Source organism: Plantibacter sp. MPB07 (genome assembly GCF_046619465.1).
GTDB lineage: Bacteria > Actinomycetota > Actinomycetes > Actinomycetales > Microbacteriaceae > Plantibacter > Plantibacter auratus.
The window spans coordinates 312,990-328,470 of record NZ_CP177043.1; the positions used below are offsets into that span (position 1 = coordinate 312,990).

The window sequence follows — 15,481 nt, forward strand, 5'->3', positions numbered from 1 at the left end:
GTGACCATTCCCAACGGAGCGGTCACACCGGACCCGATTCCGGGTTCGCCCTTCCTCACGCTGCCGGGTGCGGTCGAACAGGCGGATGCCGTCGACCACGGCGTCCCCTCCCATTACGGCAGCCCGAACATCGAACAGCGCCTCATCGCCAACGGTAAGGCGATCGTCGACCTGTCGAACCGTGGCATCGTGACGGTCACCGGCCCCGATCGGCTGAGCTGGCTCAACTCCATCACGAGCCAGGAGCTGCGCTCGCTGTCGGCCGGCGCTTCGACGGAGACACTCTTCCTCGACCAGAGCGGCCGGATCGAGCACGCGGTCAAGCTGCTCGACGACGGCACGACCACGTGGCTCGTCACCGAAGCCGACGATGCTGCGCCACTCCACGCCTGGCTCGACCGGATGCGGTTCATGCTGCGCGTCGAGGTGGCCGTCGCGACCGAGCAGTACGCCGTGATCGGTGCGGCGGCGGGTCTCGCGGTCGACGCTGCAGAGCCGAACGGCATGCCGCTCGTCTGGCACGATCCGTGGTCCGAGGTCGCGGTCGGCGGGCATCAGTACGCGACGGGCGAGCACCCGGGTGCAGCGTGGACATGGACCGAGACGATCGTCGCGCGCGAGCAGCTCGAGTCGCTCGTGCAGCAGGTCCGTGCGGGGACGTTCTCCGCCGCGGGTTCGCTGGCCGCCGAGGCCCTGCGGATCGCCGCCTGGCGCCCGCGGTTGCAGTCCGAGGTCGACGAGCGGAGCATCCCGCACGAGCTCGACTGGCTGCGCTCGGCCGTCCACTTGAACAAGGGCTGCTATCGCGGTCAGGAGACGGTCGCCAAGGTGCACAACCTCGGGCATCCGCCGCGTCGCCTCGTCATGCTCCTCCTCGACGGCTCCGATGCGGTCCTGCCGCCGGCCGGTTCGAACGTGGTGCTCGTCGGCGTCGGCGACGACGCGACCCGGAAACCCGTCGGACGCATCACCTCGAGCGGGATCCATCACGAGTTGGGCCCGGTGGCCTTGGCGATCGTCAAGCGCTCCGCGGATCCGGCGGCCGTGCTGACGGTGGAAGCCGACGGCATCGATGTCGCGGCATCGCAGGAGATCGTCGTGCCGGCGGATGCCGGGGCCACGGCGAACGTGCCGCGGCTGCCGCGACTCGGCGCCGTCCGGCGCTGACCTCGGTGGGGAAGGACGACGCCTCGGACCCGGGCGTACGGGTCGACCGATGGACCGCTGCGGTGCGTCGCCGCATCGCGCTCGGCGACGCCTGGCATCGTCTCGTCGGATCCGTGCCGGCGGTGCTGCAGGTCAGCGCCACGGCGATCGGCGCGTACGCGTTCGCCCACTACGTGCTCGGGCACGCCGTGCCACTCCTCGCCTTGACGGTGACGATCTCGAGTCTCGGGTTCGTTCGCGACGCCCGTCCGATCCGGGTCCTCGAGACGGCCGTGGGGATGAGCGTCGGGATCGCGCTGGCCGAGATCCTGCTCCTCGGCTTCGGGCAGGGGACGTGGCAGCTCGCGGTCGCGCTCGTGCTCACGCTGCTCGTCGCCCGGTTCCTGTCGCCGGCGGCATCGTTCGCGATCGCGGCGGCGGTGCAGTCCGTCCTCGTCATGCTCCTGCCCGTGCCCGACGGCGGCCCGTTCGTGCGCACCCTCGACGGTCTGATCGGCGGGGTCTTCGCCTTGCTCGCGACCGCGCTCATCCCGCGCGACCCACGCCGGAGCGCTCGCCGGGACGGCCAGCGGCTCATCGACGAACACGTCCGGACCCTCGCCTCGCTCGTCGCCGCCCTCCGTCTCGGCGACCTCGAGGAGGCTGACCGCGCGCTCGCACGGGCGAGGGCCACCCAGCCGGCCCTGGACGCGTGGCGCGGAACCCTCGACTCAGGGCTCGCCATCGCGCGCATCTCGCCGTTCCTCCGCAAGGCGGTGTTCGACCTCGAACGGCAGCGGACCATGCTCGACGGCATGGACCTCGCGACCCGCAACCTCCGGGTGATCGCCCGGCGCATCGACTACGTGTCGCGCGACGCCACGAGCCGCCCCGAGCTCGCGGACCTGCTCGCGCGCACCTCCGTCGCGCTCGGCATCCTGTCGCAGTCGATCGGCGACATCGCCCAGCAGCCGGTCGCGAGGCAGTCTCTGCTGGAGATCGCGAAGCACCTCGAGCCGGTCGCCGTCCTCCCCGACGCCTCGGTCTCCGAGCAGGCGCTCGTGCTCGTGCTCCGGCCGTACCTCGTCGACCTGCTCACGGCGACGGGGCTGCCGACGCAGGCGGCGCAGGCGGCGCTACCCTCGCTCTGACGGCAGCCTTCCCCGACACTCAGTCCGTCGAGGAGGGATTCGGGGCGACAGCCGACCACGGCAGTGTCAGCTCACCGAGGCGCCAGCGGCTGCGGCCGGCCAGCACCGGCCACCCGCTGTCCCGGAGCGTCCGGACGGTCGCCAACCAGCGCTGGACCGGGCTGTAGACCGCCAGGGGCGCATGCATCCGCCAGGCGCGGTCGAGGTCCGTCATGAGCGCATGGACACGCTCGCCCGGCACGTTGTGATGGATCAGCGCCTTCGGCAGCCGTTCGGCCACGATGGACGGCAGCTCGAGGTCGGCGAGCCGCAGACTGACGGAGAACGACTCAGCACGCCCCTGGTCGTCGACCGCGATCCAGCTGGACACCCGTCCGATCTCGTCGCACGTCCCCTCGACGAGCACACCGCCGGGTTGCAGCCGCGACGCCATGAGACGCCAGGCCGCCGTGACCTCGGCTTCGTCGTACTGCCGGAGCACGTTGAACGCCCGGATCACCGTGGGACGGTCGTCGCCGGTCGGCACCTCGAACCCTCCGCGTGCGAAGGAGACCGCAGCCGTCGGCGTGAACCGGGTCGTGCCCGCGCGCACCTGCTGCAGCTGCGCGTCGGCGGTGCGGACGCGCCCCGGCTCGATCTCGAATCCGATGACCCGTACGTCGGGCCGGACGGCGAGTAGTCGGTCGTGCAGTTCCAACGCCGTGACGCCGCTCGCGCCGTAGCCGAGGTCCACCACCAGCGGGTTCGTCGTCCGTCTGAGTGAGGGGTGGGTCGCGATCCAGCGGTCCACCCGCCGGAGCCGGTTCGTACCCGTCGTCCCGCGGGTGATCGATCCGACGGGCATGGACCCATTCTCCCGCACGGAGCGGGGTCATCGTCCACCTTGCGGTCATGCGCCGTCGGTATGCTGGGGACATGCCTGAGACTTACACCCTCGTCCTGCTGCGCCACGGCAACAGCGACTGGAATCAGAAGAACCTGTTCACCGGTTGGGTCGACGTCCGACTCAGCGAACTCGGCGTCACGGAGGCCAAGCGTGCGGGCGAGCTGCTCGCCGACTCCGGCATCACCCCGGACGTGCTGTACACCTCGGTGCTCTCCCGCGCGATCCAGACGGCGAACCTCGCCCTCGAGACCGCCGACCGCATGTGGATCCCGGTCAAGCGCAGCTGGCGCCTCAACGAGCGTCACTACGGCGCGCTGCAGGGCAAGGACAAGGCGCAGACGCTCGCCGAGTACGGCCCGGAGCAGTTCCAGACCTGGCGTCGTTCCTTCGACGTGCCGCCGCCGCCGATCGACGACGACAACGAGTGGTCGCAGGCCGATGACCCCCGGTATGTCGGGATCGACGGAGAACTGCCCCGCACCGAGTGCCTGAAGGACGTCATCGACCGGATGTTGCCCTACTGGGAGTCCGACATCACGGTCGACCTGGCCGCCGGCAAGACCGTCCTCGTGACGGCGCACGGCAACTCGCTCCGCGCACTCGTGAAGCACCTCGACGACATCTCGGATGACGAGATCGCCGAGCTGAACATCCCCACCGGCATCCCGCTCGTCTACGAGCTCGACGCGGACTTCCGTCCGGTCGCCCCGGCCCGGTACCTCGATCCCGAGGCCGCAGCAGCAGGCGCCGCCGCCGTCGCGGCGCAGGGGAAGAAGTAGCGGAAACCCCACCAAACCACCACCCCGGTCGGGAGCGCGGCGTGGCGACATCGTCGCCGAAAGTGCTCCTGGCCGGGGTTTTCCATATCGAAAAAAAGGGGTTGAACCGCTTCGGGGTTGGGCGTACAGTGACTGCACTGTAACCCGATTGGGGGGATACGCATGGAGCAGTCGACCGACGGCACCCGTTTCCCCCTGTGGCGCGCTCTGACGCTCGGTGGCTTCGCCGCCGCGGCGTTCACGGCGGTGGCCCTCTTCGGGTCCCCGTCCTCCGCGCATGCCGACGACGGCGCCACCGATCCGTCGCTCCTGGGCGCGGTGACCGAGGTCGTCGGCTCGCTCGAACAGCCCGTCAATGCTGTCGCCGACGTCGTCGACGTCGTCGACACCACCGTGCTCGAACCGGTGGTCGACGTCGTCGACGAGACCGTCGCGGCGGTACCGGTGGTGAACGACGTGGTCGAGGAGACCGTCGGCGCGGCACCGGTCGCCGCGATCGTCGATCCGGTCGTGCAAACGGTCGACCAGACGTTGACCGGCGTCGCCGATGTCGTCGCCGCGGTCCCGGTCCCCAGTACGCCGATCATCGATCCGGTCGTCCCAGCGCTCCCGCAGGGCCCGGCAGCGGACGTGTCGGCCACTGACTCGACCGCCGGCGGCGCGATCCTTCCGACCACGGTCCTCGGACCGCCGTCCGTCCAGCAGGGCGACCGGACGACCGTGTCGGGCGGCCAGGATCGCGAAGACACGTCGTCCACCGCGGCCGAGCCCGCCGTCGTCGTCGGATCGTCCAGCCTCCCCGCCACCCCTGCGAACCTTCCGCTGCTGCCGGACGCCGACGGCCGCTGGGCCGTCACGCCGAGCGGCTCCGGGTCCTCCGGCTCGGGTGGTGCCGTCGGTGGCGCCGCGGCGGCCGAACAGTCGATCTCCGTCATCCTCCCTGCGCCCGGCGACGACCGGCGCGGACCTGCGCGAGACGAAGACCTCCCGGCGTCACCCACGTTCCCCTCCGATACCTCTCCTGACTGACCCCGGACCGCTCTGCCGTTCGCGGCGGAGACCCGCCCCCTGGGCGGTTCAACGGTCCGAAGCCTCCCGACCACGGGAGCACATCAGTCACTCTGCAAGGAGCAGGAATCATGAATTCGTATGTCAAGAAAGGCCTCTACTGTGGCCTGTTCGTCGCGGGACTCACGTTCCTCGGCGCTACGGCGGCCAACGCCGACACGTCTGGGGACGACAGCATCCTCGGCGGAACCCTCGTCGACGTGGTCCTCGAGGCCCCCGTCGAGATCGTCGACACCGCGGTGAGCGTCGTCGGCGATTCAACGGCGACGTCCGCACCCGAGGCGGTACCGGCGCCTGAGCCGGCACCAGCACCGGAGCCGGCACCAGCACCGGAGCCGGCACCTGCGCCGGAGCCCGCACCGGTACCCGAGCCCGCGCCGGCCGCCACCACCGGTGGTGACGACAGTGTCGCGGGTGGGAATCAGATCCAGTTGCCCGTCTCCATCCCGGTGACGGTCGAGGACAACGCGATCTCGATCATCGGCGATGCCGAGCAGTCGGGTTCGACGTCCGGACCGGTGGCGGGGGAGTCCGCCTCGCCGGTCACCGACGAGGCGACGACGTCCGGTGACGACAGTGTCGCCGGTGGCAACCAGGTGTCACCGGTCGTGACCGTTCCGGTCACGGTCGGTGGGAACGCCATCTCGCTGTTCGGTGATTCGAGCAGCGAGCAGGCGGGTGCGCCTGCCACGTCGGGTGGTGCGGCTGTCCCGGTGGCGCCGTCGACGACGACCGGTGACGACAGTGTCGCCGGTGGCAACCAGGTGTCGCCGGTGGTGACCGTTCCGGTCACGGTCGGAGGGAACGCCATCTCGCTGTTCGGCGATTCGAGTAGCGAGGAGGCGGGTGCGCCTGCCACGTCGGGTGGTGCGGCTGTTCCGGCGGCGCCGTCGACCACGACCGGTGACGACAGTGTCGCCGGTGGCAACCAGGTCCTCGGCGACGTCGGGCTCCCGATCTCGGTGGTGGGCAACGCCGTCAGCGTGATCGGCGACTCCGAGTCGACGGGCACCTCGGCCTCCGCTCCGGCATCGTCCGGCGGCGCCACGTCGACCACGGATGGTGACGACAGCCTCGGCGGTGGGAACCAGATCGACCTCGGCCTGAAGCTGCCGGTCACGATCGGCGGCAACGCGATCTCCGTGATCGGGGACAGCGAGACCGGTGGTCCCGGGACGACCGATCCCACCACCCCGGTCGACCCGACGGACCCCACGGACCCGACCGACCCGACGGACCCCACCACCCCGGTGACCCCCGTCGTGCCGACGGTCCCCGCCACGGTGATCACCACCGCGACGGCGGCGTCCTCGACCGGCTCGAACACGACGGCCTCGGCCGCGCGTTCAGCTGAGCCGACGCTCGCCGACACCGGCAGCGCCGCGGGTCAGCTCCTGCCGCTCGCCGGTCTCGCCACGGTCCTCGGCCTCCTGCTCCTGGCAGGCGGCGCGATCACCCGTCGTCGGATGAGCTAGTCCCACGAACAGACGAGCGGTGCCGACCCGGTCTCGGGTCGACACCGCTCGTCGGGGTGTCCGGGATCAGCTGGTCAGTGGTGCACCGGCGTGGTCGCCTCGGGGATCCAGTCGCCCGTCGCGAGGTACTGGACCTTCTTGGCGATGGAGACGGCGTGGTCGGCGAAGCGCTCGTGGTACCGCGAGGCCAGGGTGGCGTCGACGGTCGCGACGGGCTCACCCTTCCAGGTGTCGCCGAGGACCTTCTCGAAGACGCTGGCGTGCAGCTCGTCGACGTCGTCGTCGTCGTTGCGGATCTCGTCGGCGATGCGCGGGTCCTGGGTGCGCAGCAGCTCCGTCAGCTTGCGAGCGATCGAGACGTCGAGTCGCCCCATCTCGGCGAAGGTGGTCCGCAGGCCCTTGGGCACGGCCTTGTCGGGGAAGCGGTACCGCGACAGCTGGGCGATGTGCTCGGCCATGTCACCCATCCGCTCGAGCGACGCGCTGATGCGCAGCGCGCTCACGACGATGCGGAGGTCGCGCGCGACCGGCTGCTGGCGGGCGAGGATGTCGATGGCGAGCTCGTCGAGTTCGATCGCGAGCTGGTCGATGCGGTTGTCGTTGGCGATGACCTCTTCAGCGACCGCGACGTCCGAGTTGCCGAAGGACTGCGTCGCCTTCTCGATGGAGATCGTGACGAGTTCGGCGATCTCGACCAGGCGATCCTGGACCTCTCGCAGTGACTGCTGGAATACCTCGCGCATGGCTCTGGGTGCCGTCCTTCCGTGACCTGGCGGTGGGCAGGCAGATGCCCGCTCCGCCGATGATGCCGAACCAAGGTTAACAGTTGGGGCACCAAGCGTGAACAGTCGTCGAAGTGGCGGGGTATTCGCGAGTTCGGCGTTCGGCGGACTGAGTAACGTAGTACCCATGGACACCATGTGGTTGGTGCTGATCGCCCTGGCACTCGGCCTCATCGTCGGGGGCGGTTTCGTCGCCCTCATCACCCTCGCCCTCAGACGGGGCGAGCGCGCTGCGACGGTCGTCAACCCGGTCGTGCCCGACGGGGTCGACCAGGTGCTCGAGGCCCTCGACAGCGCGGGCATCGTCGTCGATCCGTCCAACAACGTGCTGAAGGCCTCTCCTGGGGCCTTTGCGCTCGGGCTGGTGCGCGACCGCGTGCTCGACAACCAGGAGTTCATCGACCTCGCGCTCGAGGTCCGCCGCACCGGCGAGGCCGTCACGAGCGACCTGGAACTCGCACTCGGGCGCTTCGGTGAGGCAACCCGGCACCTGCGCGTGCGGGCGGCGCCGCTCGGGTCGCGGTTCATCCTGCTGCTCGCCGAGGACCACACGGAGGCGCGTCGACTCGACGAGGTCCGCCGGGACTTCATCGCGAACATCAGCCACGAGTTGAAGACGCCGATCGGCGCCATCGGGCTCCTCTCGGAAGCACTCGACACGGCGGCGGACGACCCGGAACGGGTGAAGCGGTTCGCCAGCCGGCTCTCGACCGAGTCGCAGCGACTCACCCGGATGACGGCGGAGATCATCGACCTCTCGCGGTTGCAGGCGGCCGACGCCCTCCATCAGCCGGAACTCGTCCGCCTCGATCGGGTCATCGCCGCGGCGGTGGACCAGAACCGCGTGCCGGCCGAGGCGACCGGGGTGGGGCTCTCCCTCAAAGGCGGCAAGAACCTCGAGGTGTACGGTGACGAGGCCATGCTCGTCGTCGCCGTGCACAACCTCATCTCGAACGCCATCCACTACTCGCCCACCGGCGCACACGTGGGTGTCGGCGTCCGGGCGGTCGACGACGTCGTCGAGATCGCCGTCACCGATCAGGGCGTCGGGATCGCCGAAGAGGACCGCGACCGGGTCTTCGAACGGTTCTTCCGCGTCGACCAGGCGCGTTCCCGCCACACGGGCGGCACCGGCCTCGGCCTCAGCATCGTCAAGCACACCGTCCAGAACCACGGCGGCGAAGTGAAGGTCTGGTCGCAGCTGGGCCGTGGCTCGACGTTCACCATCCGCCTTCCCAGAGCAACGACCCCGCCGGAGGACCTCTCCACCGGCACGGCAAGGAGTACCCCGTGACCCGCATCCTGCTCGTCGAAGACGAAGCGTCCCTGAGCGAACCATTGAGCTACCTGCTCGAACGGGAGGGGTACGAGGTCGAGGTGGCGGAGGACGGCCCCTCGGCGGTCCAGGCCTTCACGGCTCGCGGCGCGGACCTCGTGTTGCTCGACCTCATGCTCCCCGGCATCCCCGGGACGGAGGTCTGCCGTCAGATCAGCGCGGTCTCGAACACGCCGATCATCATGCTGACCGCGAAGGACTCCGAGGTCGACATCGTCGTCGGGCTCGAGCTGGGCGCCGACGACTACGTCACGAAGCCCTACTCGACCCGCGAGCTGCTCGCGCGGATCAGGGCGGTGCTGCGACGCCGTGTCGAGGCGGACCAGGCGCAGGAGGAGGTGCTGCTCGAGGCCGGCACGGTCCGGATGGACACCGAACGTCATGTCGTCGAGGTCAACGGGGCGCCGATCCCGATGCCGCTCAAGGAGTACGAGCTGCTCGAGCTGCTCCTGCGGAACGCCGGACGGGTCCTCACCCGTGGTCAGCTGATCGACCGGGTGTGGGGGAGCGACTACTACGGCGACACCAAGACGCTCGACGTCCACATCAAGCGCATCCGTTCCCGGATCGAGGCGAACCCCTCCGAACCCGTGATGCTCGTCACCGTGCGTGGGCTCGGCTACCGCTTCGAGGCCTGACGCAGGTCCAATACGGACACGAACGCCCCGCAACTCTGAAGAGGTGCGGGGCATTCGGTCGTGTTGGGCGACGGAGCGTTATTCGGTCGGCTCCGTGGTGGGCGTCGCGAGCGGCGTCGGCGTCTCGGTGGGCTCATCCGTCGGCAGCGGCGTCGGGACGAGCGTGGAGTACTCGAGCAGCTGGCCGGTGAGGACCGGCACGCTCGCCGTGGCGCCCGTCTCGTCGCCGTACTGGAAGAAGACGTCCAGGACGGCTCCGGGCTGCGTGCCGAGGGACTCGATGCGCAGCGGGTCGTTGGCTCCCGAGCCGTCGAACGTCGTCAGGCCGGGCTCCGCGAGGACCTGGAACTGCTCGTCCTTGCCCTCGATCTCGATCAGCACCGTGTGGGCGCGGTCGTCGCGGTTCGCGACGCTGAAGACGAGGTTGCCGGTCTCGCCGTCGTCGGACACGACGATGGCGTTGCGGACGGCCACCGAGCCGACGGTGACACCGACGCCGTCCGAGGCGTCGTACTGCTTCAGGGTCGCCTGCGGCGCGATGAGGTTGCAACCGCTCATGCCGAGTGCGACAGCACCCGCGACGACGATGGAAGCGATGAGACGCGCCTTCACAGAACCCTCCAAGATGTGGTGGCCCCGGGCGCAGACGAGTGACAGGTGTCCCGGGATCCGGATTCGAGTCTAGCCCACGGCTGCGAAGGGGTGTGGCCGGGTCGTCGACCCGTGATCGGCCGGTGCGCCACCCGGTCCGCGGGGCACCCGGTACCCGGCTCTGACCAGGGGTCCCGTGGTATTCTGGGAGACGCTGAAGGGACCGAGACCCATGATCTTCGAAGTTGGCGAGACCGTCGTCTACCCGCACCATGGCGCCGCGACCATCACCGAGGTGAAGACCCGGATCATCAAGGGCGAGGAGAAGCTCTACCTCAAGCTCCGCGTCACCCAGGGCGACCTCATGATCGAGGTCCCGGCCGAGAACGTCGACCTGGTCGGGGTGCGCGACGTCATCGGACGCGAGGGTGTCGACCGCGTGTTCGACGTGCTCCGTGCGCCGTTCACCGAGGAGCCGACGAACTGGTCCCGCCGCTACAAGGCGAACCTCGAGAAGCTGGCCTCGGGCGATGTCATCAAGGTCTCCGAGGTGGTCCGCGACCTGTGGCGTCGCGACCAGGACCGAGGCCTCTCAGCGGGAGAGAAGCGGATGCTCGCGAAGGCCCGCCAGATCCTGGTCTCCGAACTGGCGTTGGCGGAGCAGACCGACGAGGAGCAGGCGTCGTCCGTCCTCGACGAGGTCCTCGCCTCCTGAGCCGACCGTCCGTTCGGGCGGGGCGCCCGAGAAGTAGGCTCGTGGCATGACTGCGATCGACGAACCGGGTGCCGTTGCCGACCCATCCCTGGACGGCCCGGCTGTCGGCGTGATCGTCGTGGCGGCGGGCAGTGGGACGCGCCTCGGTGCCGGCATCCCGAAGGCGTTCGTGTCGCTCGCCGGCAGCACCGTGCTCGAACACGCGCTCGCCCCGGTCTTCCGCCTGCGGGACGCGGTCCAGGTCGTCGTCGTGGTCCCAGCGGATCGCGTCGGTGAGGCGGAGACGATCGGTCGTCGTGCGGCGGGGAAGGCGGCCGACCACCTCCGCGTCGTCGTCGGAGGCGACACGAGACAGTCCTCCGTCCTCGCCGGACTCGCCGCCCTGTGGCCGGGAGTCCGCACGGTGCTCGTCCACGACGCCGCACGAGCACTCACCCCGACCGAACAGTTCGAACGGGTGATCGACGCCGCCGCGCGAACGGGGTGGGGGGTCGTGCCGGGGCTCCCGGTGACCGACACGATCAAGCGCGTCGACGCGAGCGACCTCGTCGAGCAGAACGTTGATCGGGCCGCCCTCAGAGCCGTCCAGACACCGCAGGCGTTCCCGTGTGATGCCCTCATCGCGGCCTTCCGCGTCGCCGAGGACCGCCTCGCGGCGGCCACCGACGATGCGGCGCTCTACGCGGACGCCGGACATCCCGTCCTCACGGTCGCGGGATCGGAGGCGGCGTTCAAGATCACGACCCCGTGGGACGCCCAGCGTGCTGAGCGACTCCTGGCGGACCGAGGCCGAGAGCGCGAGGTGGGCGCACGGCCGACCTCCTCGATCAGGACCGGCATCGGCGTCGACGTCCACGCCTTCGCCGACGACGGCGAGCTGAGCCTCGCGGGCCTCAGCTGGCCGGGGGAACGGCCGCTGGCCGGACACAGCGACGGGGATGCGGTCGCCCATGCCATCGTCGACGCCCTGCTGTCCGCTGCCGGCCTCGGCGACATCGGCTCCATGTTCGGCACCGATGACCCCCGCTTCGCCGGGGCGAGCGGCGAGGTCTTCCTGCGGGCAGCTGTCGAACGGCTGCACGCCGCGGGCTTCGTCGTCGTCAACGTCGCGGTTCAGCTCGTCGGCAACCGCCCGCGGTTCGCGCCACGTCGGACGGAGGCGGAGGGCGTGTTGAGCGCGCTCGTCCACGGGCCGGTCAGCATCGCGGCGACGACCACGGATGCGCTCGGGTTCACCGGCCGTGGCGAGGGTGTCACAGCCATCGCCACCGCCCTCATCGAGCGCCGCTGACGGGTCGACCCTCAGGCGGCGGACGTGCCCTCGTCGACCGACGCACTGAGCCCGAGGAACCGGCCGTATTCGCCAGCGGCTCGTCGGAACCCCGCCTGCACCCGCTGCGACAGTGGTTGGAACGGCGTCGGGGTGACGACGACGCCGGTCGCGCTCGTCCGTCGGCGCCAGGTGCCGACGACGCGTCCGTCGACGGCGATCATCGGGAGGAAGATGCCGTTCGCGCCGGGCACGATGCGGTCTGCGAACGCCGCCGGGAGCGTCAACTCGCGGTCGCGGTAGCCGAGGAGCAGCTCGTCGAATCCGGGAAGCGCGAGTACCCGCGGTGGTCGTGGAGCAGCTGACGGCTCGATGCTCTCGGCCGTCGACCAGCGGGTGACCCCGTCGCTCGAATCGGAGACCAGCCGTCCGGCGGCCACGTCGACGCCGCGTTTCGCCTGTGCGACGGTGAGCTTCGACCACCAGGTGAGGTCGGCGATCGTCGACGGGCCGTGGCCGGTGAGATACCGGACGACGAACTCGCCGAGCGCCTCGTCCGCCTCGAGCACCCGCGGTGCACGGATCCACTCCTCAGTCAGGACGAGTGCCTGCTGTCTTCCTGCTGGAGGTCCCCAGCAGACCACGCCCGACATCGCGAGTTCCATGATGAGGTGGGAGCCCCGTTGTCCGTCGATCGGGATCCCGGCATCGGTGTGGGCCGTCAACAGCTCATCCCTCGTCACGCGCCGATGCCCGCTGAGCAGTCCCTCGGTGAGCGCACGGGAGCGCGAGAAGGTCTCGGCGTCGAGCTCGAGCTGACGGTGTCTGGCCGCGATCGTCGAGCGGACTCGCGGGACACCGAGTCCGAGCAGCCACCCGAGGTCCTCGGCGGCGACGAGATGCAGGGTGCCGCGCATCGGCCAGGACCGGACGATCGACCCGTCCTCGAGCGCTGCGAGCACCTCGTCCATCGTCGTCCCGCTCGACCTCACGCCGACCGCCCACAGCGACGAAGCGAGGTCTTGGGCCTGGACCGCGAGCAGCCGCGAGACGACACCCGTGGGGGAGCGGTGATCGGCTCCGGCGAGGAGCTGTGCCGCGAGTCGCGCGCGGAGAACCTGCTGGTCGTCGCGTCCCGTGGTCATGGGACCATCATGCCCGGACGACGGCGGCTAGTCTGGTCTCGTGGCCCTCCGACTCTACGATTCGAAAACGCAGTCCCTCCGGGACTTCGTGCCGCTCCGCGAAGCCGAGGCGGGGCTGTACGTCTGCGGACCGACCGTGCAGTCCTCCCCGCACATCGGACACCTCCGCAGCGCGCTCGTCTACGACCAGTTGCGACGCTGGCTGACGGCGTCCGGGGTCCGCGTCACGCTCGTCCGCAACGTCACCGACATCGACGACAAGATCCTCGCGAACGCCGCCTCCGGCGTCGAGGGCGGGTTCGCCCAGCCCGGTGAGGAGTGGTGGGCGCTCGCCTACCGGTACGAACTCGAGTTCACGGCCGCCTACCGTGCCCTGGGCATCCTGCCCCCGAGCTACGAACCACGCGCGACGGCGAGCATCCCGGAGATGCAGGAGCTCATCGAGCGGCTCATCGACGCCGGGCACGCGTACCCGGCTCCCGACGACTCCGGTGACGTCTACTTCGACACCGCCTCATGGAGCCGCTACGGCGAGCTCACCCGGCAGACCGCCGAGCACATGGAGGCCGCGACCGACGCCGACCCTCGCGGCAAACGCGATCCCCGCGACTTCGCGCTCTGGAAGGGCACCAAGCCTGGGGAGCCGCGCTCGGCAAGTTGGATGTCTCCGTGGGGCGAGGGACGGCCCGGCTGGCACATCGAGTGCTCGGCGATGTCGACCAAGTACCTCGGCGAGGAGTTCGACATCCACGGCGGCGGACTCGACCTCCGCTTCCCCCACCACGAGAACGAGCTCGCCCAATCGAGCGCAGCCGGCGACCCCTTCGCCCGGTACTGGTTGCACAACGGGCTGGTCGCCGTCACGGGCGGGCAGAAGATGTCGAAGTCCCTCGGCAACTCCGTCTACGCAGCCGACCTCCTGGCAGCAGCCCGGCCGCTCGTGGTCCGGTACTACCTCGGTGCAGCGCAGTACCGATCGACGCTCGAGTTCCATCCGGGCGCACTCGCCGAGGCCGAAGCCGCACTCGGACGCATCGAGGGCTTCCTCGATCGTGCCGCCCGCGCCGACCTGCTCACCGAGACGACCACGGCCGCCAGTCGAGCGACGCTCCCGGCCGCCTTCGTCGAGGCGATGGACGACGACCTGAACATCCCTCGCGCGCTCGCCGTGTTGCATGACGCCGTGCGCGTCGGCAACGCCGCCCTCGATGGCGGCGACGACCTGGCGACAGCCCGCGAGCGTGCGGTCGCCGTCCTCGACATGACCCGGGTGCTCGGCATCGACCCGACCGACCCTTCGTGGTCGTCGGGCACCGACCCCGTCACTCACCGATCCCTGTCCGCACTCGTCGAGCGTCTGCTCGTCGATCGCGCGGACGCCAGGGTCGCCAAGGACTTCGCAGCGGCCGACCGGATCCGCGACGAACTCACAGCGGCTGGGATCACCATCGAAGACACCCCGTCCGGAGCACATTGGAGTATCAGTGGCAAGTAAGCCTTCCCGCCCGACCGGGCCGAAGAAAGCGAAGAAGGGTCCCACCAAGGGCACCGGCGGCCTCGGCCGCAAGGCGCTCGAGGGTCGTGGACCGACCCCCAAGGCCGAGGACCGCGCCTGGCACCCGGCCGGCAAGCGGAAGGCCGCGCAGGAGCGCTACGCGGCCTCCGGCGGCACCGGCAAGCCAAGGCAGGCGGCCGGCCAGAACGGACGCCCGTCCACGAACGGCCGGACCAAGCAGAAGTCGAGCGACGAGTCCGAGGTCGTCACCGGCCGCAACTCCGTCCTCGAAGCGCTCCGCGCGAAGATCCCAGCCACCACGCTGTACGTCGCGACCCGCATCGAGATGGACGACCGGGTGAAAGAGGCGCTCAGCATCGCCACCCGACGCGGGATCCCGGTGCTCGAGGTCATGCGTCCGGAGCTCGACCGCATGGCCGGGTTCGACGGCGTGCACCAGGGCCTCGCCATCAAGGTGCCGCCCTACGAGTACGCGCACCCCATGGAGTTGCTCGACCAGGTCATCGCCCGTGGCGAGAACCCGCTGTTCATCGCCCTCGACGGCATCACCGACCCCCGGAACCTGGGTGCGATCATCCGATCGACCGCAGCCTTCGGTGGTCACGGCGTGATCCTGCCGCAGCGCCGGAGCGTGGGCCTCACCGCCTCCGCGTGGAAGACCTCGGCAGGAGCGGCGGCTCGGACGCCGGTCGCGATGGCCGCCAACCTCACCCAGACGCTCAAAGCGTTCAAGGAGCGCGGCGTCTTCGTGATCGGGCTCGACGGCGACGGCGACGTCTCCCTTCCCGGGCTCGAACTCGCCGACCAGCCGATCCTCGTGGTCGTCGGCAGCGAGGGCAAGGGTCTGTCCCGCCTCGTCACCGAGACCTGCGACGCGGTCGTGTCGATCCCGATCTCGGCCTCGACCGAATCGCTCAACGCCGGGATCGCGGCCAGCGTGACGCTGTACGAGATCGCGCGTCGCCGGAACGCCGAGTAGGCGA

15 protein-coding genes are annotated in these 15,481 nt (G+C 70.1%); 11 read left to right on the plus strand and 4 right to left on the minus strand.

What is annotated here, in order from left to right; all coding sequences use genetic code 11:
* Together ACLIME_RS01485 and ACLIME_RS01490 are read left to right on the plus strand one after the other, a co-directional pair.
* Window positions 1-1,167 (plus strand): YgfZ/GcvT domain-containing protein, encoded by a 1,167-nt coding sequence (locus tag ACLIME_RS01485; protein WP_411558044.1) that lies wholly within the window; start codon window positions 1-3, stop codon window positions 1,165-1,167.
* A 5-nt stretch (window positions 1,168-1,172) separates the two neighbouring features.
* Entirely contained in the window at window positions 1,173-2,297 is a 1,125-nt protein-coding gene (locus ACLIME_RS01490) for an FUSC family protein (RefSeq protein WP_124768882.1), read from the plus strand.
* A gap of 19 nt (window positions 2,298-2,316) precedes the next feature.
* On the opposite strand, the gene ACLIME_RS01495 is transcribed toward ACLIME_RS01490, so the two are convergent.
* Window positions 2,317-3,141, minus strand: coding sequence for a class I SAM-dependent methyltransferase (locus tag ACLIME_RS01495; RefSeq protein ID WP_411558045.1), 825 nt, complete (start codon window positions 3,139-3,141; stop codon window positions 2,317-2,319).
* A gap of 71 nt (window positions 3,142-3,212) precedes the next feature.
* Here ACLIME_RS01495 and ACLIME_RS01500 point away from each other — a divergent pair, with 71 nt between their 5' ends.
* The 3 genes from ACLIME_RS01500 (at window position 3,213) to ACLIME_RS01510 (ending at window position 6,505) form a co-directional block, all read left to right on the plus strand.
* Entirely contained in the window at window positions 3,213-3,962 is a 750-nt protein-coding gene (locus ACLIME_RS01500; RefSeq protein ID WP_079705352.1) for a phosphoglyceromutase, read from the plus strand.
* A gap of 162 nt (window positions 3,963-4,124) precedes the next feature.
* A complete protein-coding gene (locus tag ACLIME_RS01505) occupies window positions 4,125-4,991 on the plus strand; it encodes a hypothetical protein (RefSeq protein WP_411558046.1) in 867 nt (288 codons plus the stop codon).
* A gap of 110 nt (window positions 4,992-5,101) precedes the next feature.
* Complete coding sequence (locus tag ACLIME_RS01510; RefSeq protein WP_411558047.1) at window positions 5,102-6,505, plus strand: chaplin family protein; 1,404 nt, start codon at window positions 5,102-5,104, stop codon at window positions 6,503-6,505.
* A 74-nt stretch (window positions 6,506-6,579) separates the two neighbouring features.
* Here ACLIME_RS01510 and phoU read toward each other — a convergent pair whose 3' ends face one another.
* Window positions 6,580-7,248, minus strand: coding sequence for a phosphate signaling complex protein PhoU (gene phoU / locus ACLIME_RS01515; RefSeq protein ID WP_064296372.1), 669 nt, complete (start codon window positions 7,246-7,248; stop codon window positions 6,580-6,582).
* A 166-nt stretch (window positions 7,249-7,414) separates the two neighbouring features.
* Between phoU and ACLIME_RS01520 the strand changes: the two genes are divergently transcribed.
* Window positions 7,415-8,581, plus strand: coding sequence for a sensor histidine kinase (locus ACLIME_RS01520; RefSeq protein ID WP_079705355.1), 1,167 nt, complete (start codon window positions 7,415-7,417; stop codon window positions 8,579-8,581).
* Window positions 8,578-9,261, plus strand: a complete 684-nt coding sequence (locus tag ACLIME_RS01525; RefSeq protein WP_411558048.1) for a response regulator — start codon at window positions 8,578-8,580, stop codon at window positions 9,259-9,261. The genes ACLIME_RS01520 and ACLIME_RS01525 overlap by 4 nt, the downstream gene beginning before the upstream one ends.
* A gap of 78 nt (window positions 9,262-9,339) precedes the next feature.
* Here ACLIME_RS01525 and ACLIME_RS01530 read toward each other — a convergent pair whose 3' ends face one another.
* Window positions 9,340-9,873, minus strand: a complete 534-nt coding sequence (locus ACLIME_RS01530) for a hypothetical protein (protein ID WP_194602081.1) — start codon at window positions 9,871-9,873, stop codon at window positions 9,340-9,342.
* A gap of 211 nt (window positions 9,874-10,084) precedes the next feature.
* Between ACLIME_RS01530 and ACLIME_RS01535 the strand changes: the two genes are divergently transcribed.
* A complete protein-coding gene (locus ACLIME_RS01535) occupies window positions 10,085-10,567 on the plus strand; it encodes a CarD family transcriptional regulator (RefSeq protein ID WP_064296368.1) in 483 nt (160 codons plus the stop codon).
* A 46-nt stretch (window positions 10,568-10,613) separates the two neighbouring features.
* Window positions 10,614-11,858: a 2-C-methyl-D-erythritol 4-phosphate cytidylyltransferase gene (ispD, locus tag ACLIME_RS01540; RefSeq protein ID WP_411558049.1), complete on the plus strand. Its 1,245-nt coding sequence runs from the start codon at window positions 10,614-10,616 to the stop codon at window positions 11,856-11,858.
* Window positions 11,859-11,869: 11 nt separating this feature from the next.
* Here the strand turns inward: ispD and ACLIME_RS01545 are convergent, their stop codons facing one another.
* Window positions 11,870-12,982: a winged helix DNA-binding domain-containing protein gene (locus tag ACLIME_RS01545; RefSeq protein ID WP_411558050.1), complete on the minus strand. Its 1,113-nt coding sequence runs from the start codon at window positions 12,980-12,982 to the stop codon at window positions 11,870-11,872.
* Window positions 12,983-13,022: 40 nt separating this feature from the next.
* Between ACLIME_RS01545 and cysS the strand changes: the two genes are divergently transcribed.
* Window positions 13,023-14,477, plus strand: coding sequence for a cysteine--tRNA ligase (gene cysS, locus ACLIME_RS01550; RefSeq protein ID WP_274499569.1), 1,455 nt, complete (start codon window positions 13,023-13,025; stop codon window positions 14,475-14,477).
* Window positions 14,467-15,477, plus strand: a complete 1,011-nt coding sequence (gene rlmB / locus ACLIME_RS01555) for a 23S rRNA (guanosine(2251)-2'-O)-methyltransferase RlmB (protein ID WP_064296364.1) — start codon at window positions 14,467-14,469, stop codon at window positions 15,475-15,477. Before cysS ends, rlmB begins: the two co-directional genes overlap by 11 nt.
* Window positions 15,478-15,481 lie beyond the last annotated feature (4 nt).